Genomic DNA, 26825 nt, shown 5'->3' on the forward strand with positions numbered 1-26825 from the left:
TCAGCCGCGGTCGGTCTCCACGTTGTCCAGCTGTACGCCGAGATCCGCCAGTCTTCTCCGCGCATCCTGCAGCCGCTGCTCGCGTTCGGCCCGCCCGTCGTCGGGCTGCGCCCGACCGGCGCCGCCCTTGGCCTTGTTCTTCTTGCCCTTTTTACCGCTGGCGGCGGGCTGCGCCGGTGTGCTGGCCGAGAGCAGCTCATCCAACGCCCGCTTGGCCTGGAGGTACTCGCGGATCGCCGTCCGGAGTCCGCCGTCGGGATCCGCGGTACGGGTCTGTGCATCGGTCGACGTCGTCCCGGCCCCGGTTCCGCGCGCCCCGGAAGCAGCGTCGGCGCTGACCCGGGTCGCGACCATGCGCTCGGACGTGTCGAAGGCGGGGTGCTCCGTGACGGCGGTCCCGATGGGCAACGGACCCTTCATGTAACTACCGCCAGCGCCCCACCATCGGTAGGCGTTACCCGACCGACTCTCGCTGACCGCGTAGACGAACGGGAACACCTTGCCGTCCTCGTCCACCAGGAAGACGAGCGAGGCGCCCCCACTGCCGCCACCGAGATGGACGTGCGAAGCCGTGTGCAGCTGAAGGCGATCTTCCCGTACCCCGACTCCGCCCTGCGCGGCACGCTCCAGGACCGCCAGGTCCTCGGCCGTGAACCGATGATTCTCCAGCGAACGCGCGTATTGAGGTTTTCCGCTGAAGTCCCACGTGCGCATGTCGTTCGGAGCGAGCCGCGCCAACCGCTCCTGACGTTCCGCGTCAACCTGCCTGTCACGCTCGCGCTGCTCGGCATCCAGCCGCGACCAGACATCGTGGGCGGCTGCCCTGACCACGGACCTCGGCTCGTCCGCCAACCACAGGTCGGTGTTCCCCAGCCAGTCGTCGAACTCCTGGCCGAACGACCGCAGCCGACGAGGCGGCTGCTGCGGGTCGCGCACACCCTCAACCGAGGTCAGGAAATTGAGGAACGAGTAGTCACCGACCAGATCGGGGCGTTCTGTCAGCAGGGCGGCGACGTCCGGCCTGGCAAGCAACAACGGCACCATCGTCTCGTCCGCGACCACCGTCTCGAGCAGGCCGGGGTGAGCAGCCCGCAACAACTCCCCCATCTCGACGGACTCGTTGAACCGCGCCGCCAGCCCACCAGCCGGCGCCACGGCTATCCGTCGCCCACCCTCGTCCGTTACCGGCTGTCGGCCAGCAGAACCCGCCACCCGCGCCGCCGGACGTGACGTAGCCACCCGCGCCACCACCGGCGGCGGCTGCGCATCCGGCGCCGCAGCCGTCTCTAAATCCTCCACCGCCAGGGCCGACACATCCCGCCCCTGGAACTGCAGCCGCCGCGCGGCTTCCACAAAACGGTACGGGTCTCTTCGGTACGACTCGACGAACTGAGGTTCGGTCAGGAACCTCCCGGCAAAATCCGTCCAGGCGTTCAACATCTGAAGCAGGTTGGTGTCCGACAGCACAGCCTGCCACGATGACGCGTCCAGTGCCGCCGGGGTCCGGGCCAACACGCCCACCAGAGCGGGGCGCATCCGAAGTTGACGCAACCCCCGCGACCCGAGCTCGCCGGTGAGGACCTCGTTACGAATTAGTGCCTCCCGCATCTGCGGGTCGGCGGCAACAGCGGTCAAGAGCGCGCGATTACGCCGGACAGCAGTCAACAGGAACGGATGTTGACGGATCAAATCGGTCACCGCCGGGTTGTCGGTCATGACCTTCACCAATTCCCGGACGTGCAGCGCCGGCACCCAATCCTGGTGCTGTCCCGCCAGGACTTCGGCCACGGCCGGCTGGTTCCGGATCAACCGCCTGACATCCTCCCTGCCCTGCACCAGGTCGTACACCGCCGGTTGCGCCAACGCCCGGACGAGCGCCGGGGCTGCTATCACCGTACGCAACACCTCAGCCGAAGAGAACGCCCTCGCCATGAACTCGGGGTCCGAGCCCAACAACTCTCGCAACGGACCCCGGAAAATGCCCTCATATTCACTGGCGGTCAAGTCGTATCGATGCTCGCGGAATGCCTTTGCCAATGTCGGCATCGACTTCAGCACGGAAACCACAGAAGGATTGTTGGCCAGGAAACTCAGCAACGACAGGTGGCTCACCGCCGCCCCGACGACCGCCTCGTCATGCCTGAGCAGACTTTCGGCGAAACCCTCCCGGGCCAAGTGCCCGAACGCCCGTTCCCCGTGATGCAGGAGCACCTCCGCCGCCGGCGGGAAATTTTCCATCAACATGTTCAGCGCCGGCCTCGCACCGATCCGGAGAATGAGCCCGTGCCGTTCCCGTCGCAGTCGGAACAGTGACTCCCTGCCGGCCATTGCGTTGCCCTCGCTGCCCACTTCGTCACGTACGGCTCTGTCTGACATGAAGAAGTGGTACAAACCATCAGAATGAAGCATCGCTTCGAAGAATTTCGGCGCAACCTTCATAGTCCTCAGCACGTCGGGTGCCTCGGGCCCGTCCAGGAGGTCAAGCAACCCCGGCCGCTTCTGGAGCAGGTCGACCATGTGCGGGTGTTGCACCAGAATCACCGCAAGGGCGAGGCTGCGCTCCGCCAGGGCAGCGAGCCGAGGATGGTTGTGCACGTCCGCGCGAAGAGACAGGAGCAGGGCCGAGTGCTCCTCGGAGAGGCCCAAGCTGGCGGCCCGCTGCCGAGCCCTCTCCTCGTCGGGCTCCCGCACGATCTCGGCTACCGGCACAATTGCCGGCCGCAACACGACGCCCTCCGCCGACAGTGACCGCTCACCAAAGCCCTCGATACCCCGTCGCAGCGGCCCGGACCAGCCCTCCGGGCTTTCGCGACGGAGCGCCGAGCTCTGTCCGACCGGTCCGTCCAACTGCGCCGCGAACTCACCCACAGTCTTCGGAAGGGGGCGGCTCGCGATCTCAAACAACAACTCGGGCTCCGCGACGAGCATCTTGGCGAGCCGCAGTTCGGGATCGGCGGCAAGATATTCGAAGAACGCTGGCGCCGACAGCAGTGCGGCCCAGTGGGCGGTCGTCAGCAGCGGATACGACGTCTGCGCAAGCAGTCCGGCAAGCTCGGGGCGCGAGTGCAGGCTGTTGTACAGCTGTTGGGAAGACCGACTGAAGGTGGCCGTCGCGGAAAGCAGCATGACAAGCTGACCATTCTGCACGAGCAGCCGCAGTAGGCCCTCATTGACGAGGAACGCGTTCCCCAGAGGCGTGAGATTGAACAGCGTCGGCCAGATTTGCGTATAGTTGAGCGGCGCGATCGCTATGATCCGCTCATCGCGCGTCAGTAGTTCGATCAACCCCGGCATTTCGGTGATCAGCACGCCCAGCGGGTTGAGCCATTCCCCGGTCAGCAAACGCAAGCCACTGTTCTGCAGCAGCGCCTTTCGATATTCTGGATTCGTCGCAGCCACCTGGGCCACCCGCAACGCCGATTGCTCAACTCTTCCCGTGGCGAACCGCAGCCGCATCGAACGGCTACGCATCATGGCAGGGAGCAGGGGTCCCACTACTTGCGGGTTGCGCAGCAGTTGCTGCCACAGTCCGCCGGCATCATCCAGCAACCGCCCGTACTCGTGCGGGTGGTTCAAGAGGTTGGGGTTGGCGGCGAGGAACTCCGCAAGGTCCGGGTTCTGCTTCAACAACTTCCATCGGCTCGTGCGAACTTCCTTGGGCAAGGCCCCCTCCAACACCGCCGACCGCAGCGTCGAGTTCTTGGCGACCGCCTTATCCGCCGGAGACTTCGGCTCCCCCGGCATCCCACCGGCGCGCGGCGGATCAGTCGCCTTTCGCAACGCGCCCAGCAGTTGCGCAGGGGGCACCGAGTCAAAGTGCGCCGGGTTCCTCGACAGCCACGCGGCCACCGCGGGATTCTCCGCTGCCGCCCGAAGCAGTTCGGTCGAGCCCGCCAGGCGCTCGCCGAGTCGGGGACTGTCGATCAGTACGTCCGAGAGATCGGGACTGCTGTTCAGCACCCGTACGACATCAAGGTCGCGGACCGCCGCCGCGAGCATCCCGGGCACCCGCACGACGGCTCCCACCGCTGCCGGGTTGCCCTGCAACACGTCCAGGAGCCCAGGGTTTGCGAAGAGTAGCCCAAACTGCTCCCTCGACCAAGGATGCTGCCCACGCTGGCCGGTTGTGGGTGACGACGATGCGTGGATGGTATGCAGCTCGTCCGTCAGGCCGTGCGAGCGGGAGATCTTGTGGAACGCCGCGGCCGGGTCCGGCTGATCGGTGATCACCTCAGCGAGCGGCGATACTGCGATCACCTCCGCGAGCACGTTGGTAGGCGATCCAGATAACACCAGATGCGACCAGTCACCCAGACGCCTCATGGCCTCCAGGTGGTTCTGGCGGAAATTGCCACTGCGCAACATCTGGTCATTCTCGAGGGCGTTGAGCACATCAACGCGTCGATCAACGTAGTATTGCAACAGGTCGACGTCGATCGGCTCGAAGACCTCCCTGGACAGCAACAGGTCGAAGAGGTTGGGGAAATTCTCGGCGTACGTCCGCGCGAGCTGCGGCCGCACCAGCATCAGACCGAGGAGCCTCGGTTCCTTGACAAGGGTGGCAAACTGGTCCGGCGACAGCCCTCCTTCCGCTTCGCTCTTCGCCCACAGGTTGGTTATCTCACTGAACTCAATCCTCCGATCCAGCCGGGCACCCGCATTCGGCATCCCCGTGGCGATGGTGACGAAATCATCGATCGGAATCTGATTGTTGACGGCATAGGCGCGCTGCAACCATTGGAGAGCCAATTTCGTATAGTGCTCTTTGACCGCATTGTCCATGGGCCAGTTCGAGGTGACGCGCCGTGCCGCCGCCTGGAAGCGTTCGACCCGCGAGCCGGTGGCTCTCATCATCCCGGTCCGGTTCGTGCTCGGCGCCTCCAGCAACACACCGCCCAACGAGGTGGTGTCCACAGCCTCGTTGCTGGAGACCACCACCGGCCGCCGCGAACCGGTCAGGTCAACCTGCCGCAACCGTCCGCCATCGTCGAGCACGAGCCGCACCGGCCCACGCAACGCCTCCGGAAGCGTGCTGCCCGGGCTACCCGGCCCCGGCAGCTCCACACCGATCAACCGCCGAGCCAACCCCGCCTGCGGCTCCATCAACAACAGCCGCCCGTCAGGCCGGCGAGCCACCAACACCACATGCCTCGGTCTGCCCGGTGCCTCCACGTGAACAGCCGTCACCGCGCCCGGCCGCAGCGCCGACAGCCCATTCAGCCCCGCCCGATGGAAAGTCCCCCTCAACCGCGCCGCCACCACGTCGACACCGCTGTCGGCGTCGTCACGCGACACTGTTCCCGGCAGCCCCAACCGCGACAGCACCTGGCCAACTCGACTCACGCAGTCGGGCGTGACCCTGTCCCACGCCGGCAGGCTCGACACCGCGTCGAACAACCGCCGATACATGTCGACTGGCTCGGGTCGTGCCGGAGCCACCACGGGGCGATAAGGCATCGCCCCCACGTCCCGCCGGACCAACGTCTGCGCATCCCGCCGCGAGTCGCCCGTTCCGGAGCTGCCGGACGGTGGTCCGGAACGGGTCGGCGCGGGCCGCGACGACGGTCCCGAGCGTGAGGGCCCCGCCGGGCCGGATCCCGCCGCGGTCGAAGTGGAGGGGCCGACGTACGTCGGCGCCTCCGAGGCGGGAACGGAGTACGTCGGCGCGGGGTACGTCGGGATGGAGCGTGTCGGCGCGGAGTACGTCGGCGCGGCTTCGCGCCGGTGCTCTGCCGGCGGTCGGACCACGCCGCTGCCTCCGGCCAACCTGTCGTCGGCCCGGGTGTGCATGCCCGGCCAGGTGATGGTGCGAGCGGCGGCCGGGTTCACCCCCACCTGCAACCCGCGCCGATCCCCGTGTATCTCCCAACCATGGGCGGCCAGCGCCGCCCGGTCGATCAGGAAGTACGACTCCACGGCGCCGTTCCTCACCTGAAGGACGTCGCGCACGTACCGGGCCGGGATGCTGACGGTCGTCTGAGCGGCCCTGCCCCTCTCCTCCGGCACCGCCACGATCTCGACGCTGCTGCCGAACCAACGTCGGATCGACTCGGCCGTATTGCCGGCCAAACTCGGCAACGGCACCGCGACCATGTCGTCGCGGGGAGGCCGTCGTTCGTCGAACACTCGACGAACGACGGTCAGCACCGGCGCTGTCACCCCGCTCCCGCCACCCGCCGGGTTCGCCAATGTGGTGGCCAGGTCGGCAACCGCGTCCGCTGGCGAAGGGCTCGCCGAACCGGTCAGCGTGACCAGGAGCGTACGGAGATCCTGAGCTGGCGTCGGCTGGCCATCCGGTGTCGACAGCACCTCCAATGGCACCACGCCGCTGTCGGTTCGCATCACCACCACCTGAGCGTGCCGGGTCAGCTCCCTGGCGAACGAGCGCGTACCCCACCGATCAGGGTCATCGGACACGAGTATCACGATCGGCCGATCACCTGGGCGTTCCGGACGGGGAAGCAGGGCGGCGTACTCGGCCGCGGAGAGCATCACGCCGGGCTGCATCGGCGAGCGCAGCCGCGCGCCGACGGGGCTGGTCCACTCGACCACAACACTGCTGGCAGCGGCGGGCGGGATGGCATCCCGCACCGCGGTCCGCCAGATCGCCAGCGTCGGCTCGGCAGTGTACTGATCCCCGGCGTACCGGTTGACCCACATGTCGATGTCCAGCCACCTACCCGATGACCGCAGGCGATGGCCGCGCGCGGCCATCGCGACGACGTCCAGCGCCGGCTCGGAATCGGTCGCGGGGAGTCGCACCACGCTGCCGTGCACCGGTATCCGCAGCCGTACCTCGACCGTGGCAGGCCCCGGGCCGGGCCACACTCGCACCGTCCCGAGCCGCACCCGATGCCGCATCTCCTCCATCCGCCGCGCGGTGGACCAGGCAGGGTCGACCGGCACCCGCAGGACTTCCCGGAGCGCCCCGGGCGGCGGCGGGGCGGCGGTCCCATCCCTCAGGTAGGGCGGTAGCTGCTCGATCGCCGCCTCCCCGTCCTCGTCCGGACGAAGCAGCGGAGGGATCAGCAGCCTCGCCAGGTCCGCCTCGGCCAGGGTGTACCGGCTGGGCTCGCCCGCGAGCCGGGTTCGGACCTCGCGGTGGAGGTCGACCGGTGGCAGTGCCGCCGAACGCACCGCCTCGTTCAGCTCGCGGAACTCGCCGGGGGCCTCCGCCACGCTCGCTCGGGGGCGGATGGAACGCCACCTCACGGTCCGCGGATCGGACGGGTCGGACCGGGAAACCACCACACCGCCGGGAATCCGTACCCCTTCGGCGACTAGCTCGTCGACCCTCCCGCGAAGCCGGTTCAGGTACTCGGAGCTCTGCTGCTCCGATATCCCGTGGAGGTAGAGCACCACGGCAGAGGGGTTCGGGTCGTTGGTGAGCTGGTCGAACCGCCGAAGCCACTCGAGCAGCGAGGTCCATCCACCCGCCTCGCCCTCGGCTCCAACGGCCAGGGTCGAGCGGCGGACGGCATCGTCACCACCGTCCCCCGCATCCGGCACGACACCAGCGATCACCACGGCACCGGGCGGTACGCGCAGGTTCGCCGCCGCCCGCTCGACGTCCTGAGGCACCCAACGGTGGCCGGGGTCGGGCGGGAAGTACCAGACACCGTTCGACAGCAGCTGCGGCCTCGGCCTCGGTCCGGCGAGCACGTCCGCGCTCGTCCACGTCACCGCGCCAGGATCGTCGGTGCGGCGCTCCTGCCGCCCGAAGGCCCGACCCATCGAACGGCGCATCCCCGGAGCGCTGCTGGTCGACGGGTCTGTCACCGCGTACGCGACGCCGTCGTCGACGAGGCCCGAAGGGGACACGACCGCTTCACCGCGCCCCGACGCCACCCCGGCCAGCGGCACGATCTGGGCCAGTCGGCCATCACCGGTGATCGCCATTCGTACCGGGCTGGTCAGCACCACCGGAGCCCGCCCACCCGATCGCAGCGCCTCCGGTCGCCGATCAGCGAGGTCGAAGAGAGTGAACCGCTCGGCACCGACCGCCTGCGTCTCCACCTGAACGAACCGGCCGTCCGGACGACGCTCGACCAGCACCAGGTGCCGGGGCTCGTCCACCGTCTCGGTCACCACAGCCGTCACAGCGCCCCGGTCAAGCTGTTCGAGCACCCCCACGTCCACGCGCGAGAACGAACCCCCCAGTGACTCGCCCACCTGGTCGACGTCCCGTGTCCCGGACCCGTCATCCACAGACCGGGCCACACCCCACCCGATCAACACATCGCGGACCCGCACCACACAGTCCGCCTGCCCCGTCCACTCCGGCAGGTCATCGACCGCCTCACGCACCGCCGGCGAGACGATCTCCTCCACTGGCGCCGGGGTGGTCGACTGCTGGTCCGATCCGCCGGAGTCCGACTCGCTCATCATTCCGGGACGGTGCGTGCTCGACGAGTCCACCAGGACGCCGGCCAACGACCGGCCCACCGGATCCTTGCTGGTACGGAGGGTCGGCCGCGCCGGATCGGTCAGATCGAGCTGCCGCAGCCGCCGCCCGCCGTCAAGCACCAGTTGCACGGGGCCACGGAGGACCACCGGAAGGGTGCTGCCCGGCGTCCCCGGCTCCGGCAGATCCACCTCGACCAACCGGCGTCCCGGCTCGGCCTGCGTCTCCAACAGCACCAACCGACCGGACGGGCGGCGCGCCACCAGCACCATGTGCATGGGCTGGCCCGGCCGCTCCACCACGACGGCCGTCACCGCACCCGGTCGCAGCCCTGCCAACGCGCCCAGGCCGACCGAGGTGAACCTGCCCTCGAGTCTCGCCGCCACCACGTCGACTTCCGACGACGCGTCATCGCGCGCCACACTTCGCAGCCCCAACCTGCTCAGTACGTCGTTGACCCGGGACGGACAGTCGGGCGTCACCCCGTCCCAGCGTGGCAGGGCAGCCACCGCACCAGCCAGCGCCGGATACGTCCGGTCCGCTACGGCGGCCGACGACGGCCCGGGGCGATAATGGGGCAACGTTCCGATTTCGGATCGGGTCGAGTCACGCGCCTCCTGCCGCGGGTCGCCGATCCGCAGGTCGCCCAGGAGTGACGAGAAATCGGAGCTGTCCGTCAAACTCGGACCGGACCCGATGGACGGCAGGGTGAGCTGCGGATAGGTGGGGGCGACACGAGTCGCTGTCGGGTTCCCTCGGTCGTTGGCCGTCACCCAGCCGACCACGGTGGAACGGTCGGTGTCAGTGGCGGGCTCGAAACCCGACACGGTCGAGGGTCCGGATCCCCGGGTGTGCACCTCCAGGGTGACCGTGTCGGGGGACCGACCGCCGTTCGCCAGTCGGGCCCGGACCAGCGGAAGCAGCGCGTCGCGCACTCTTTCCGCCTGCTTCTGACCGGCATTCCTGCTCTGGCTCTCCCCACCGCGCAGTGCCCCGCGACGGACCGCACCCCCTTCAAGGTGGACGACCACCGACCCCTGATGCTGGTCGACCAGATCGGTGATCTGACGGGCGAACTGCGCCAGCCCTCGTTGCCCCGAGGCGTCGAGTGTGGTCCCGCCGGAAGCGGGGGCCACCTGCAGCCAGGGTGGGGCGACACGTTGCAGATACTCGCCGATGTCTCGCAGGTCGGCGCGCGCCTGGTCGGTCTGCCGCCGCAACGAGTCCCTGATCGCCAGGATCGGGTGCTGGCTGCCCAGGTCGCGGTGGAACGAGGCGAGGCGCTGGTCCAGCGTTGCCAGGTCCGCCATCAGGGTGTGCCACTCATGTGGCCTCGACCGGTCGAGGGAGTCGATCACGTCCTTGATCGCCTGCCCTTGAGGGGTGTCCAGGATCTTCGCCCGATCCGGTGAGCCGGCGGCGTGGTCCGTGTTCCACACCCGGTCCAGGATCGACGTGATCCGGTCACGCCCGGCGTGCCGGCTGGGCCACGAGTCAATCGCGAAGAGTCGATTCCGGATTTCGGCCAGGTTCTGGAGGCGCAGCTCACCGACCTGCTGTTGGGTGTCTCTCGCTATGTCCCGCAGCCAGCGGAAGGTGCTCCGGAAGGTGACCGTCGACACCATCCGGGTGCCGAGGAAGCGCAACTCCCACAGGTCGAGCCCGGGAGCGGTTCGGCGCCCCCCGTTGGTGTCCAACGAGGCGAACCGCGTACGCACCCCCATGGCGACGTACTGGTCGATCGGCACGGCGGGCCTGGTCAGCAGGAAGTTGTCGAGGTACGCCGTCCAGACCGGCCCCTCGCCGTAGGACGTGTTCGGCAGACGCCATTGCGGCATCGGGGCGAGGCGGCGGTCCCCGGCACGCGGCTCATACTCCTCGAACAGTCGCACGAACTCGGAGCGGATCGTCTGCTGATCCCGGGCAAAGAACTGTTGGACGACGGGCGGTGCCGCCGCCAGTAGCGCCGAGGGCGAGATCCGGGACACCGCCGGGCTGTAGTTCTTTGGCCCGACCCCGCCCGCCTTACCGAGTTGCGCCTCCATGGTCGACCGCAGCACAGCAGCGGTGTGCAGGTACGCCGAGGTCGCGATGGTCTGCACCCAGGCGACGTTGACATCGGCCGCCAGCGCCTCGATGAGGAAGCCCGGAGGCCGCTGCCGGGGGTACCCGCTGACCGAGGACGCGGTGAACCGGCGGGCCATCCGCCGGCCGAAGTCCTCCGCCTCCGTCAGGTACCTGTCCACCTCCGGGTACCAGGACCGGCCGCGCAGCTGGGCGAGGAAGGCGAACGCGTGTCCGGCGGGTGCTCCGATGGTGTACTGGGCAGCCACCTGGTCCCGTGGGACCGACGGGTCGACCTCGATGATGATGTTCTCGGCGCCCGGCGCGATGACGTACCGGGAGTCGTTGAAGACGTCCGCGAGCCGTGCTTCGCCCGTGATCCCGTCGAGCAGTCGATCAACCTCGTCTGCCTCGGCCAGCGTCTGCTCCACCGAACGCCAGCCGTCGTCCCCTTCGATCATCCCGGCGGGCGGAGAGACGTCCTCGATGATCAGGTCACCGTGCGCGGACTTGTCGAGTGCGATGTTGATTGGCCCGGTGACCACGGGCCGACCGTTACGGAACTCCGGCGGCACGTTCTTGACCCGGTAGCGGGGCCTCTCCCGTTCAAAGCCGCCCCCGTCGTACCCGGGATCGGTCGGGGCGTCCACGACGGCCCGTGCCGTGGAGGCGGACTCCGGTGGGCTCTCGATCAGGTCCGGCCGCACCCTGTCGGTACGGTCGGCCACCAGCACCCGGGTGGAGACGGCCGACTCGAGCAGGTCGCCCCGGAACGCGGCCCACTCCTCGGCCGAGGTCGGCCGGCTCTCCACGGCGAAGACCCGCAGACCCGCCGGGCGGTGCGGGTCGATCCAGTACAGCCGCCCGTCGTCGGTGTGACGCAGCGCGAGGGCGTGCCCCCGGCCGGAGGGACGGCGCATCAGGACGTACACCGTGCTGCCCGGGCCGGCCCGCCGCGCCGCCGCCTCCGCCTCTTCCCAACTGCCCAGGTCGGTCCAGGTCCCCCCGGGCGCGATCCGCGACTCGGCCGCGCGGGACCAGTTCTCCCCGGCGACCAGTCGCTCCCGGGTCAGCCGATCGATCGTGACGGAGTCGTCCACCGGCCGGTCCGGCCGGAGGTGTCCGTGGTTGAACTCGTCCCGCAACCCCTCGAGCAGTACCACACAGTTGACCGGGTCGTTCGGGTGCTCCGGTTGGTTCGCCTCGGCCTCGGCCTCGGCCACCGTACGCTCGACGACGGCTTCCAACTCGGCCCGCGTCTGTTCGCCCGCTGTGAAGGGGAAGGGTATGGGCGCCCGGGCGCGGGGCCGGGAACCGGTCGCGGTGCCGGATGTCTCCGAGATCCCGCGCGACCCCGGTCGCCAGGTGCCGGTGCCGTGCCGACTGTGGCCGGCCCCGGACTCGAGCGCCAGGTCGGCATCGGAGTCGCCGTCAGGGTCGCTGTCAGAGTCGGGGTCGGGGTCGTACGACGGGGCGGGGTCGCGCTGGTTGTAGGCCGGCGTCGGGTCCGGGTCCCCAGCCCGGCCGGGCATGCCGCCGGGCCAGGTGATCGCCCGCTCGGCCACCGGGTCGACGTACACCCGCCAGGTCCCCTGCTGCCGCTGCACGGTCCACCGGTGCCGGGCCAGAGCCGCGCCGTCGATCAGGCGGTACGTCACCGGTTGGCCGTCGGGACCGGAGAGCTGTACGTCCCGGACGTACCGTCCGGGAATGCTGATCCGAGGCCCCTCCGACGCCAGGCCGTCAGGGGAGACAGCGGTGATTTCCCGGCCACCCAGCCAGCGGCGGATCGACTCGACCCGGTGACCGGCCGAGGCCGGCAACGGCGTGGAGATCCGGGCGCCGGACGAGGGAAGCGGCGCGTCCTCGAACGCCCGACGTACCGAGCCCATCAGCTCCGCCGGCACCGGGTCCGGAAGCGTCGGCAACGCGGCAACCGCGAGACGGCGGGAGACGCTCCAGCCTCCCGGGCGATCACCGCCGGTCACGTCGGTCAGGACCTGACCCAGGTCCGCCCTGGGCCGCGACGTCATCGTCGTGCCGGCGGCGTGGTCGTACGTCGACGCCTCCCAGTAGGCGCTGACCTGCTGCCCATCGACCCACCGGTGAGCGAAGCGGCGCACCACCACGATGGCGTGCCGGTTGAGCTGCTCAGGGAACGAGTTGGGTTGTCGGCCCAGTGACTCGTCCGACATCAGCACCACGATCGGCGGGACTCCGGCGACGTTCGGCAGTCGCTCGGCGTACTGCTCGGCGGTGAGCCAGCCCTCCCCCGTCGGCGAGGCGATCAGCTCTCCCGCCCGATGACGGCCGACCCGTCGATCGTTCAGGTCCGCCTCCTCGACCACGACCCGGTCGACGGCGTCCGGCGGGATCTCGTCCCGCAGCATCGGATGCCACTGCGCGGGCATCAGCACGGCCCGAAAGGTCCCGTCGGCGTACCGGTTCACCCACAGGTCCATCCGCCGTCGGTCTCGACGACGGTGCTCGACCGGCAACGCCACCACGTCCAGGGCCGGGTCGGAACCGGACTCGGGGAGCCGGACCACCCCGCCGCTCAACTGCTGCGCCAGATGCACCTCGGTTGTCGCCGGTCCTGGGCCAGGCCAGACCCGGACGGTGCCGAGCCGCGCCCAACTCCGGACCTCCCGGATCTGCTCGCTGACCGACCACGCGGGGTCGACCGGCACCCGCAGGACGCGCCCGAGCGGGCCGAGTGGTGCATCGGTCGGCATGTCCTGCTGGTATTCCGGCAGGTCCGGGACCTGCTCGAGCAGGAGAACGGCAAGGGTCCCATCGGGCAGACCGTGCGGGTCGATCCCGCCGGTCAACCGCTGCCGAACGGCACCATGGAGATCGACCGGAGGCAGGGTGCCCCGCCGTGCCTCGTCGACCGCTAACGAAAGATCGTCGAACGGTCCGCGGACCCGCCGCTGTCGGGGGGCTGTCACCATCCACCGGGAGGGGCGCGGATCCGGATGCCGGAGCCAGTCCATCATGGTCGGCGCGGCGGTCGCGGACACGACCAGCCCGGCGGGAACCTGCTCGCCCCGTTGGGCCATCTCGTCGAGGGCCGCGCGCAGTCCTGCCGCGTAGTGGAGGCTGTGTTCCCACGTCCCCCCGTAGAGGTGCAGCACCACGGTGTCGGCGGAGTTCAGGCCGCCGGTGCGCGCTCCGATCACCTCGATCGCCTCGACCGCCGAAAACATCTCGCCCGGCTCGTTCGCCGCCACCAGCTCAAGCCGGCCAATCGTGGTGGGGCTCGGTGGCGGCAGCGTCGCCGCGATCACCACGGTCCCGTCCGGTACGGACAGCTCCGCCGCCATCCGTTCCACCGCGTCGACCGGACGGTGCCGGGCCTCCGGTGGCGGCACGAACCAGACACCGTTCGCCAGCCGCCGCACCGACGTCGGCTTCGGGTCGGACAGCGGGTCGGACAACCCGCCCAGCGGCACATCGTCAAGGGTCCGGTCCACCGACCCCGGAGCCGGCCGCGGCTGCGCCTGAATGCCGATGTCGACCCGCGCGGTCACGTCGGTCTGGGTAGTCGTGCTGGCGTGCGTACCCAGGTCGGAGGAGCCGCTCTCCTCGCTCGGGTCCGCACCGGCGTTCCGCTCCTCCGCCGGCTCGACCTGGACACTCGCATCAGCGTACGTCGGCGCGTGGGGCGTGCTCGTCGCCTCCCCGACCAGGTCGTCCCCGACCAACTGGACCCGGGTGCTCGCGTCGGCCCGCGTCGGGGCGTCTACCTGTGCGGCCGTGTCCGTCCGGGCCGGGGCGCCCCCGGCCGCGACATCCTCGATGGAGGACGAACCCGGTGAATCCTCCGTCACCGGATCGACCTGGGTGGCCGCGTCGACCCGTACCGGTCCGGCCGGTTGCGACGTGCCGCCCAGGGGGGCGGTGAGCAGGGTGCGGGCCCGCTGCAGCCCGCGCAGCATGCCGGGGCTACTCGTCGCCGACGGGTCGGTCACCGCGTCCGCGGAGACCGTGTCGGCGCGCGGCTGCTCCACGAGGCGCACCCTGGCCGCGCCGTTGGGCCAGGTGGCCCACTCCCAGATCTCGAACGTCGTGCCGGGGCGGAGAATCACGGCGCCCCGCCGCCTCCTCCCCATGTCCACCGCCGAGCGGGCGGTCACGAGGATCAGGGCATACCCGGGAGTCGGCCGAACGAGTGGCGCTCCGGCAACCGCGACCAGCGGGATGGTGAGTCGGATGGCACCACCGTGGCGCATTCGAACGAGGTCATCGGCGTGGAGCGTCACCTGGACATCGCCCTCGTACGTGGGCAGCTGGTCGTTGTCGGCCAGCACCTGTGCCACGGTCTGGGTGGTCGCCGTGGCCGCCGCCCGCCGGGAGCTTGCCGGGTCGAGCGCGTGGTACGCCACGCGGTGCATCTTGGACACCAGGTACCCGTCCAGCAGCACGGTCGCCGCTGCGACCCGTGCCATCTGCTCGGTCACGTCGCTGGGCGCCAGGTTTCGCGACGTGAGGTACCTCTGCTCGGCCAGCTCGAACTCCTCCACGCCGAGGTAACCCCGTGCGGTGGCGAGCCGCCGTTGCAGATCGCGACTCCGCTCCACCGGGGAGGACGGGGCGAGCCCCTGCCGCTCCAACAGCCGCACCGCCGGCGCACGTACCAGCCCCGCCCGCTGCGCCAGGTGCTCGGCTTCGGCCACAGCATCGTCGACGGAGTTGCGGGAATTTCCCAACGTGTGGCGGATCCAGCCACCGACCTCTCGCAGAGCCTCGGGCCGGGCCGGATCAGCGTACGGGGCAAGGATCGCTCGCACCTGACGGTCGAGCTGTCCGGAGCTGGCGAACGTGTCCCCCGCCGTACCATCGGGGTCGTAGAGCGCCACCCCGACCGGGGTTCCGAGGTGGTCGCTGAACCGGCGGGCCACGTTCCGCAGCCAGAAGGTGCGGTCCCGCGCTGGACGCGTACTCCGCACCTCCGGGCTGGAGTAGCTGCCTGAGTCGTCGTTCACCTCCCACCGGCCGAGATCCGGATTCCACCGGAGCTCGCCGCTGATCCGGGCCGGTGCCGCGACCGTCCGGCCGGTGGCGTCGAACCGCGCCGCGACGGTCGGATGCCCGCGACCGAGAATGTCCCCGGCGAGGTCGTCCCTGGTCCGCGCGGGGTCGAGATCGCGGACCAGGTCAGCCCAGTCCTCGTCGGTGAGCAGTCCGTCGCGCTCGGAGCCGAGGTGTATGTCACCATCCTGCCCGACGGTGAAAAGCCAGACCGCCTCGTGCCGATCCATGAACAGCTTCGACGGCAGATCCTCGAGCCGGGACCAGAACGGGTTGAGACGCAGTTCGTTCGCGTCGTCGCGCTCCTGCGACCGCAGACTGCTCGGGCCGGCCAGGTCGCCGTAGCGCAGGTCGGCGTCGAGCCGCGCCAGCCGGTCGCTCGACTCGACCTGGCGCATCCACTCCGCCGTGGCGGCCGGGGTGAACTGGCCCAACCTGCCGGCGTCGGTGACCACCACGCGTACCGGGCCGCCGAGGATGACCGGCCCCCGGTGTCCCACGTCCAGATTTTCCGGCCGCCGGTCGGCCGGGTCGAAGAAGGTGAACCGGTCGTCCCCGGTGGCCTGGGTCTCCACCTGGACAAACAGCCCGTCCAGCCGACGCTCGACCAGCACCATGTGCATCGGGTCGTTCGGGATGTCAACCCACACCGGGGTCACCGCTCCCGGTTCGAGCTGGATGAGGACCTCCAGGTCGGCCCGGCGGAACCGGCCGTTCAGCCCGGCACTCAAGCGGTCGACCGGCCGGAGACCGGAGCCGTCGTCCTGCACCCGGCCGACCACCCCCAGGCCGCCGAGCACGTCCTGGACCCGGGTGACGCAGTCGGCCTGAGCCGTCCACGGCGGCAGCCCGTCGAGAGCGTCCCGCACCGCCGGGGACACGATCTCCTCCACCGGTGTCTCCTCCGCCGGTGTCTCGTCCGGCTCCGTGGTGATCGTGTCCGTGACGTTCAGGCGGGCGAGCTCCGTCTCAAGGTCGGAGCTGCCGATCAGGGGGTAGGGGGTGCGGTCCACCAGTGCCCGAGCGGTCCGGGCGGATTCCATCGCCGGCTCGATCGCCCGAGAATCGACCCGCCCGTCCGGCCGCACCACCAGCACCCGGACGGCAATGTCGGATTCCAGTGGATTGAGATCGGACCAGCCGGGCTCGACCGAGTCCGCATCGACCACACGCACCCGTTGGCCGCTCGGCGCCCACGGGTCAACGAGGACCACCTCGCCATCGGCGGTGTGGTAGTAGAGGAGCGCGTGGGCGCGCCGCAGGTTCGGGCGTTCCACCAGGAGAAAGGCGGCGCCGCCCGGCCCCGCGTCGCGTACCACCTGTTCCACCGTCGCCCGCGAGTCGGCCAACGGCCAACGGCCCGGACTGGCGAAGTGCTCGGTGCCCCGCCGGGTGCCGATCATGCTGTCGTCGGTGTAGGTGGCGGCCCGTACCCCGGCGGGGAAGAGCCGCCAGCGGGTCTCGTCCAGCAGCAGCAGGCAGTTGTTCGGGTCGGTGTCGACCCCCACCTCGGTGACCACCTGGTCGGCCAGGGTGGAGATCTCCGCCACGGTCAGTCGTACCTCGTTGGCACCCAACCGCCCTCGGCCGGCGCCGAAGTCGTCAAGCGCCCGGTGGGGCCGTCGCCCCGCACCCCGCCCGGCCGGTGCTGCGGCGAGGTCTGCCGGCCAGATCCCGAGGCCGCGGGCGACTCGCTGGGCGACGTTCGCCGCCTGCCGGTGGTCCCTGCCGGTCTCCACCGCCGTACGGGCCGCGTCGGTCACCGGCTGCGGTGTGGCGGCGTACGGCAACGTCGCCCGGTAGGTGGCGGCGATCGCCGCGATGGTCAACTGACCCGACCGGTTACCGGCGGGACGTGCCCGGCTGACCCTGCCGGGTTCCTTCGGGCTGGCCGACGAGGGGGTGACCGCGTCCACCGTGCCGTCGTCATCCCTCGGCGCCGCCGGTTCGTTGAGCAGGTCGTCAACCGTGGTCGGCTGCCCCTGGCCGTCGAGCACGAGCAGTTGGGTCCCCGGGTCCGTCAGCTGCGAGAGCAGGTCTCCCGTCAGGACAGCCTCGTGGTCGAACTGACCCGGCACCTGGGTGTCGACCACCCGTGGCACCACCGTGCCGCTCCGGTTGTCGGCGAACAACCAGAACACGTGCCCTCTCTCGTCGACCCGCCGCTCGTGGACCAGCACCATCGCGTTCGGCGTACGCCGAAGCGCATTCCACAACCGGTTCGGCTCCACGTCACGCGCTCGGAACAGGTCGCCGCCGAGCGCCGACACCAGCTCCCGGAGGAGCGGCGCGGAGAAGAATTCGGCGTCGACCAACCGGTTCGCCCAACGGCCGTGCAGCGCTCGGTACGCGGCCATGGCCCGGATCAGGCAGTCCGGCAGCACCGTCTCCGGCGACTCGGTCGGCACGGCGCCACGCTCGACCTGAGAGACCCAGTTCTGCAGGCGGCCAGGATCGGGCGCGGAGGAGTCGCCACTCAGCGAGGTCAACCGGGATGCGAGCTGCCGGGACCAGGACGCCTCCCGCGACGGAAACCCAGGCGGGGGCAGCCCCTCCGTGAGGGACGTCTCCGGGGTCACCGACTCGACGGTTGGCTCCTGGCTGGTCACGCTGCTGGACGTCGCAGCCGGTAAGACCCTGGCAGGGGGGATCGCCGTGGACGTGTCGAGGGACGTGGAGGGCGCCGTCCGGAAATGGCCGAGCCCGATCCGGGACGGCGGTTTAGGCGCGGGCCCCGTCGTCGGAAACTCGCGTCGCTGACGGATCTCGGAGAGTGGGGGCTGGGCGCTCCGCTCCTCCCGCACGGGAGGCGGCGGCTGACCCTCGGAGCTCTCCTCGTTGACCATCCTCGACTCGGGCACCAATGATGTCGGGGTAACGTCCGAATCCTCCACCACGGGCTCTTCCCGCAACACGGGCTCTTCCCGCAACACGGGGGGAAGCCGCAACGGCGGCGACTGACTCTCCGGGACCTCCTCGTCCGAGCTCTCCTCGTCAACCACCGTCGACGCCGGCACCAGCGGCGTCGGCGTAACGTCCGAATCCTTCCGCTCCGGGAGTTCCTCCAGCACGGACTCCTCCACCACGGGAGGCGACTGCAACGGCGGAGACTGAGTCTCGGAGACCTCCTCGGCGGAACCCTCCTCGACCACCACCGTCGGGACGGGCACCAGCGGCGTCGGAACGACGTCCCGATCCTCCAGCAGCGCGGACTCCGCCGCTGCCTCCGCCGGGAGCCGGTACTCGGCAGGTGATTCACCATTGTCCGTAGGCACGGTTGCACGCCGAAGCGCGTCGAGATCCGGATCCAGGTAGAAATCAGAATCAGAATCCGAGTCGGAATCGGAATCGGAGGACGGGGCCAGCTTGCCCGGCGGCACGACCTCGACCGGCGGCACCACCTCGGCCGGCGTCTCCCCCTCCTCGACGATTCGACGCAGCCGGGCGAGCTGTGTCTCCAACTCCTTCTTCTTGGCGTACCAGTCCTGTTGTGCCTTCAGGTAGTCCTCGGCCAACGGATCGTTGACTTCGGCTCCGTCTTCTCCCTCCTCACCGTCTTCGACCACCAACCAGGACGGGGGGTCGCTAGCGTCGACGTCGCCGGTCTCTCGCCGATCCAGTTCCCGGTCGAGCCGCGCCATCTCGAAACTGCGGCTGGCCTGCTGCCAGGTGGTGAACGACTGGTGCAGCGCCAGGGAGGCCGAATTGACCCGGGCAAGCTGTGTCATCGCCGCCGGCTTGTCGGCGAAGCCGAGGTGACGGGAGGCGTCGAGCAGGTCCATCAGGACCGGTGTGGACTCCGGCAGGGTGACCTTCACGGCAGCGCGTCTGTTGCCGAAGGTGTGCGGAACCTCGACTACGAGGAGGATCTCCTCGGTCCATTCGACCAGCGCCCTCGGTTCACCGATGTGCGACATCGCCTGCTCGTTGAAGCCACCGTGTGCCGCGCCGGCCCCCTCCCCGCCCGGAGACCCGCCCCACCACATCCCACCCGCGCCCCACTGCTGCGCGCTCGGGTCCCGAAGATCGTTGCTGCCCCACTGCTCGAGCGGGTCCTTGGCGCCCCGGCCTTCCGCCAGTTCGGCACCGCTGTCATCGGGAGTGGACTCGACCGGCTTTCCGCTGCCCCCACCGGAGGCGGCCAACGTGTCGATCCGGCCTATCCCCCCGCTCACGCTGGTCACCGTCCTGGCGGACCGACGCGTGTCGGAGTAGTCCGGCGGCGAAATCTCCTTCAGCTTGGCGTCCACGACCCGGGAGTACGCGAACACCTTCATCCGGGATCCGGCGATGTGGAGGTCCTCGATCGGAATCTCCACCGCGCCAGCCATCCGCTGGTGGGTGGTTCCCCACAGCAGTGGCTGCCCGAGTGAGGTGATCAGTTGGTGGGCGGTACGGCTGCCGAGGCGGGTCACCCGGTTCGGGGCGCCAGCCTCCCGCAACGCGAACGCCGCGGCCGCCTGGACGAGCATCGCTCCCCGGAAGTCGAGCACCTGGAACTGTGCCGGCAACGACATCGAAGTGGACTGCTCATTCGGCAGTGGCTGAAGACCCGACTGCCAATCCGCTGCCTGATCGAGGCTCGGCGCGCGCGGCAGCAGCATCACGGTCGGATCCGGCAGCGGCGGCGGAAGCGGAGCGTCCTGCGTGGGCAGGTGACTGGCGAACCGGTCCAGTTGCAGTTCCCGGTCGATCCGCAGCGGCTCACCGAGTGGTTCCCCGTCGTGGTACGCCCGCAGCTCGATCATCGCGTGCTGCCGCATCTCGGCCCAGGCACCAGCGAGTTCGATGATGGTCAACTGCTGGTCGAGGACGCTCTTCGCCCGACTCGTGCTACGGGACGTCCCGGTCAGCGCGGATACGTCGCCGGCACCGGAACGTTCACCGCTCTCCCCTCCCGATCCGCCCGGCTCGAAGGTGTAGATGTTGACCTTGGTGTGACCGAATCCTGTTCTCTTGGTGCGCGAGGCACCCCCGAACACGTCCATCTCGAGGTTCTTCGGGCTCGCGAACACCCGATGCACCTGCGGCTCGGCCGCCGCCCCGGTGTCGTCCCGGGCCGCCACCATCTGCATGATCACCTGTACGTGGTCGCGGGCCACCGCGCCGGGATAGGTGAGCAGGAACGACACACCACCGTCGCTGATCGTGCCCCAGTGACCGGCCAGGTACTCGACACTGGTGTGGTCCATCACCACCGCGGTGTTCTCCACGCCGACCGCGTCGTTTTCGATCAGGCGCGCACCGTCGCCCCACTCGATGGTCTGTGGCAGCCGGATCCCGCTCAACCATTGGACCACCTCCATGCCCAACGCAGGCAGGTTGAGGGGCTTGCCGGCGCCGAGGTTGCGGGGCGGCAGGGGCAGCCGTCCGGCCGGAAGGGTGAGTGCCTGCTGCGGCGCCGGGTTGAGCAGCCTCGGCAGTCTCATCGCCGGTTCGTCGGGGGTGGGTGGCATCAACGGATCGAGGACACCGCCACGGCGGGCGGTGTCGGCCATCATCATGCCGATCGCCGTCACGTCGGTCATCCGTCGGCTGGCCGAGTAGGGCCGATCACGAGCGTGCCACTTCGGATTGAACAGGGTGCCGTAGACCTCGAGCTCGATCTCTTCCGCGACGATGGGTACGGCGACACCGGAACCCGGGTCCCAGGTGTCGTTCCGCTCGACCTCACCGGCGAGCCCGAATGCTTTTGTCGTGCTGAGCCGGAGCGTGCGCCGCTGCATCGCCGCCCCGGAAAGCGACGCCGAGTCGACAGCACCCCCGTAGCCGAGACCAGCGGAACCCGCGACCGAGCCGCCCTTGGTGCGGGAGCCGCTGACACTCTGCGACCCGGTGACGCTGTGCTCACCGCCGTGCGACACCACCCCCTGCGGGCCCGGTCGGGTTTTCCGTACGATCGCCCGGACGTACACGGTGCCCTGGATCGACGAGTCGCCGATGATCTCACCGAGGTCGTACAACCGGATCGCCTGCCGGGACATGCTGGGCAGGACGGCGGCCAACCGATCCGGGTTGACCTGCCGATTCAGTTGCAGGTGCGAGCTGCTTCCCGGGGTGCTCACCCCGACCGCCGTACCACGGGCGACCGCCCCGGCGGCCACCATGTTGTTCCGCGCCTCGGTGATCACCTCTACGATCGCGCTACGAAGCTCTTGAGCACCGTGCACGTACGAGACGTGGTCCCAGTCGACGACGAGGTCCGCGGGTGGCACCTCCGGAGGCAGGCCAAGCACCTGCTCCCCGCGATGCTGGATCGCCTGAACCTGCGGCACCTTCAGCTCAACCGGCGGTGCGCTGCCCATCCGCTCGTCGTCGAGGGTCATGTCCTTCGAGACCTCGAAGACCAACCACTGCCGGAACTCGCCCAGTCCGTCGCCGGTCATCGGCCGGGCGGTAGGCGTGCTGCCACGTGCCCGGCGCCACAGGTTCCGAACCGTCCCGGTCGCCTCGTCCAGTGCGTGCACCTCGACCGTGATGGTCTGCTCGTCGGCGAAGAACGCCTGCTCCCCGTCACCGTAGTCCAGCCACACCTCCTCGCTACCGCTGCTCGTCGTCGTCCTACGCGCCCGCGTAATCCGTCCTCGGGCACCGACAGACACCAGGCGCGCGGCACGGACGTCGAGGTCCACGCCGGCAGCGGTGGACATCCCCCCGCTGACCCGGGACGAACTCGTCTTCGCCCGTCGATGGCGCTGCGCGGTCGGGGGCAGGAAACGGACCACCGGCTTCACCCGCTGGACCAGGGCGTCCGAATGCTCCGCTTCGGTGTCGGCGGTCTCCTCGTCCGCCTCCTTGATCGCCTCGAGTGTCTTCTTCGGCGGCCCTCCCTCAGCGGGTGGTTCCCGGTTCTCGTCCCGTACGCCGAGATACTCCGGCTCGGTGCCCGGCGTGACCCGACGCGCCTGGATCACCACTGCCAAGCTTCGACGGGTGCTGCTGTCCGGCATCTCCAGCCGTACGACCACCTGATCGGTGGTGAGGGTGAGCACCTCGGCGGCGACCCGGGTCGGACCGCTCTGGAGGTCCATGCTCTCCTGGTTGACCAGCGCCTGCAGGACCTGCCGGATCACCCTCTTCTTGGTCTTGGGCAGGTGCCAGTCGGGCAGCAGGTCGCGGAACTCCGCGTTCTCCGGCAGCGCCAGAATCCCCTGCACCGCATCGGCGACCTGGTCGGAAATCTCCCGCGCACCCAACAACGTGGCCTGGCCGACCCGCAGCCGATCGTCGTTCCACACGTAGCGGGGCAGGTGCCGGCTTTCCTGGCGTACCGTCATGGTCCGTACCCGCTCGACCATCATCCGGTCCGGGGTGAGCGGTGTGGTGGACGGAGCAGAGTTGAGGACGGCTGGTGTCGCCTTCTTCGGCAACGGTCCGGTCACAGCTGGCGTCTCGGAGTCGGCCGGCGTTTCCGCCGCGGACTCCGCGTCGTCGAGCTTCGGCGGCGAAGTGGACGTCTCCTCCTCGATCGCCGCAAGCTTTGCGGAGCTCTTCGGCGGTGTGACCACTGGTTGGGTCGCCGCCCGGTAGACACCCGCCGGCACCTCCTCGATCACGCTCAGCGTGACCGAAGCGCTCCCCTGCGTCGGCCCACGGCGGACCCAGAAACGCAACCGGTTGCGGAACGTGGCCCGCTCGAGCGTCAGCTCGTACTCCGTTTTGACGACGACGCTCGGCGCCTTCACCTCCTGGCTGATCCGGCTGTTACTCCCCAGCGACGATCCGGCGCTGACCGTGCTGCCGCGAGTGACGACCGGTCCGACGGAGAACCGCACGAAGGGTACGAACGCGCTGACCATGGCGCGCAGTCGCAGACCGGAACCGGTCTCCATGCTTGTCTCGGAGTCGCTGCCGAAGATCGGCTGCTGTCGCAGCCGGCTGTTTCCGTCCGGCCTGCCGACCGGTCGCATGGAGATCAACCGAACCTTCGCGGCCAGCCCACCGGCGGCCTTCGGCATGCCGATCCATTCCCGGCTGGCGACCACCTGCGGGGCCAGGGTGCCGCTGAGCAGTCGCCTGAGCCAAAGGTTCGACCACTGGTTGCGGACCTCCTGCCGGCTGTCACTACCCGGCTCGACCACCGGCACATCGCTCAACAGGCTCACCGCGCGCGAGGCGGCGGCACCGTCGTCGATCACCTGCAACGCGTACGTGTTCGTCGACAACAGGCGCCGAGCCGAGTCGTCCAGCTGAATCGTGGCGGCACCGGGACCGTCCAGGTCCATGAGCGCGAACCGTTTGGTGATCCGGAACCAGTGCCTGCCCACCGCCTCGTTGATGATGGGGGCGTCCTGCGGCTGGTCGGGGCGTACGACCAGGACCAGCTCTGATTCCACCAGGAACGAGTCGGGGTCGCCGTACACCACCTGATAGTCCACGGCCAGGGCCGAGGTGCTGGCGCCGTGGTTCATCCGCGCGTCGTTCGCACCGAAGTTCAGCGTCAGCGGTACACCGGCGGCCTGGAGCGGCACCGCGACGTGCCACATCGAACTCTCGCCCGGATCCCTGTTCTGCTCGCTGGTCATCCGGTCCCGGCTGTAACGGTCCATCCAGGCCCGCTGGTTCTTGCGTACCCGGTCCTCCGCCCCGGGGCGCGGAACCAACTCGACCCAGACCGTCTGGACCTTCCCCTGCCGGAACCAACGGCCGGCCGGCACCCGCACGTCGAACGCTCGCCGGGCGTGCAGGAACGTCTCCGGTTCCTCGGCCAACGCCCGAATCAGCGGATGGTCGTCACCGACCGGGAGGTTGGCCGCGCCCATGAGGTCCCGAGTTCGGTCGACCAGCCCCTTGGACCAGCCTTCCGGGTCGCTGGCGGTGGCCGGCGTGTTCAACAGCTCCGGCACTTCCGCGACGACCCTCCGAACGTGGTTCGTCTCCGTCGGATCGGCCTCGCGGACAACCGACCACACCGGGTCGGGGGCGACCGACTCCGGTGTCGTTGCCTCCTCGCCGTTCTGGCCGCCCTCCGCCTGGCCTGGGTTGAGCGGGGTCATCAGGACGGCGCTGGACGACGCCTCCGCGCTACTGCTCGGCACCGCCGAGATCACCTTGGGCGGAGTGGCCGGGGTCAGGACGCTGGGGGTGGGTGGGATCGTCGGCGGCTCGGGGTAGACGATCGGACGTCCGGTGGACGGCTGGTCCTCCGGGATCGGTATGGCCGGCCGCCCTGGGCGGTTCTGCGGGGCCCCCGGTACGGCACCCGCGAGGCTCGGGAGGAACATCGCCTCCAGGGTGCGGTCCAGCCCGAAGCCGCCACGCCCCGACCGGTTCGTCGATGGCGTGGGAGCGGTGGCGAGCAGTGCCTCAGACGTGGTCGGCTGCCCGGCAGGATCAAGCACCAGCACCCGGGCACCGGGCGTCGCCATCGCCCGACCCCATTCGTCGGACGCCGGTCCCGGTGCCCTGGCCGCCCGGACGAGCGATCCGGGCGCGGCCGGGTCGACGTACCGGGGAATGACCGTGCCGGTCCGGTCATCGGCCAACAGCCAGAACACCCGGGCCGGGTCGCCGGGCACCTCGATCAGGGCCATCGCGCCCGGCGTACGCCGCACCGCGCTGAAAACCATGCGGGCGTCGCCCATCGGCGTGAGCGTCCCACCGAGGGCGGATGCCAGCGCGGCCGGTTCGGGCTGGTGCAGGAAATTGTCCGGCAGCGGACCGTTCGCCACCCGCCCGTGCAGCACACCGAACACGGCGAGCGCCGCCGCGACGTGGTCGACGGTGGCGGCCACCGTCGACGGGTCGACCGTGGCCAGCCAGTCGGCGAGTCGGGGCAGCGACTTCTGCCGTGGCGTCGGGTCGGCGACGTACACCTCGGCGGCGGCCGAGCGCAGTACCTCCCACCCCCACGGGGAAAGCGACGACCTGGGCCCAGCATCGGTCGGCTTCTCCGGAGGTGCCCCCAACCGCCCCCGGGCGTCAGCCATCCACACCTGGACGTCCGGGCCGGCGAGTCCGTCGCGCCGCAACGTCGCAAGGTGCCCGTCCACCAGCACCTTCAGGTCCGCCTGAATACGCCGGGCCACCTGTTCGTCCCGCCGTCGGTGCCGCGCCGGGCGTCGGCGACCGGCTGCCCCGTCCCGACCCGCCGGCTTCACCTGGACGGGCTGCGGGTCGGCCCCGGTGCCGGCCTGATGCACCGCCTCCCACGCCACCGTGGCCGCGAACGCGTCGATCGTGTCCAGTTGCTCCGGCGACAGGTGGTCCAGTTCCGTCACCGCGGCGCTGAGCGGCGCGACGTCCTCGGTGTCCGCAGTGGACGTTTCCGTGTCGTCTGCCAGCCAGCCCAACGGTTCGAACAGGTCGGCCACGGCGGGGGCGTACCCGTGCTCTCCGCCGCCCGTGCGCTCGACGTACTGGTCCAGGACCGTCGCCACGTGCTCGCGATCGGCCACCGCCTCGGTCACGGCCGCCAGATCGTCGTCGTTCAGGGTCTCCAGCGCGCTCATCGACGGCAGTTGTGCGCGTACGTCCCGGATGAACGCCGACCCGGGTGGCGCGACGATCAGATCGTCGCGGACACCGGTACGCGACGCGTGCTGGTAGACCAGTCGCATCTCGGCCGGGTTGCGCCGTACCTCGTCCGGGTCGGTGCTGGACAGGGACATGCCGCTGGCTGCGGCCCCCCGTGCCGTCTCCCCGAGCTGTCGCTCGTCCCGGAACACCGGACCGAGGAACGGCACGCTCTCCTGGCCGGTGCCCATGAGCAGCGGGGATTCGGGCAGGTCCACCCCGTCCGGCGGCAGGTTCGGGTCGACCGACACGCCGCCGTACCGGTCCAGCACGGTGAGGCGGGCGATCTGCGAGACCACCGGTGTGGCCCGTCGATGGGCGGGTGGCGGAAGCAGTTCGTCCAGCCGGCCGAGCCTGCCGCCCCGCTCCCCGCCGAGGGTACGGGCGACGAAGTCACTGTTCGCGGCGACGCCGTCCGGGTTCATCCAGACGACCGCGTTCCAGCCGTGGGCCGAGGCGTGTCCCAGCCACGCCTCGATCCGGCTCTGTGCCTCCACCCCGATCTGTTCGCCCTCCGGGACGACCAGGTGCACCACCTTCGGTACCGCCTGCGGGGCGGTTCCGGGCGCGCCGAGCAGCACCCCGGACCGCGTTCCGTCGGCCGACGGCGCGGCCGGCTGCGGGGTCATGGAGGCGGGGGCGGACATCGGAATGGCCGGGACGGCTGGTCCACCCTGGTTCAACGGATCGACGTGCGTGACCGGGTCCACCGCAAGGTGCTGCTCCGCCGGGGTGAACAACTGAGTCGGTACGAGCGGTTCGTCCATCGGCTGCACCAGCCGCCCTGCGGCGTCGAAGAGCGGCGTCG

Annotated in this window: 1 protein-coding gene; it reads right to left on the minus strand. The window is 69.9% G+C overall.

Annotated features, from left to right (window positions below):
- Complete coding sequence (locus BDK92_RS04875) at positions 1–26784, minus strand: toxin glutamine deamidase domain-containing protein (protein WP_121154982.1); 26784 nt, start codon at positions 26782–26784, stop codon at positions 1–3.
- Positions 26785–26825: the final 41 nt, after the last annotated feature.

The organism is Micromonospora pisi, from assembly GCF_003633685.1.
In the GTDB taxonomy this organism is placed as follows: domain Bacteria; phylum Actinomycetota; class Actinomycetes; order Mycobacteriales; family Micromonosporaceae; genus Micromonospora_G; species Micromonospora_G pisi.

Coding starts and splice junctions, on each gene's coding strand:
- BDK92_RS04875 (WP_121154982.1), bottom strand. CDS start 26,784: ATGGACGAACCGCTCGTACCGACTCAGTTGTTCACCCCGGCGGAGCAG.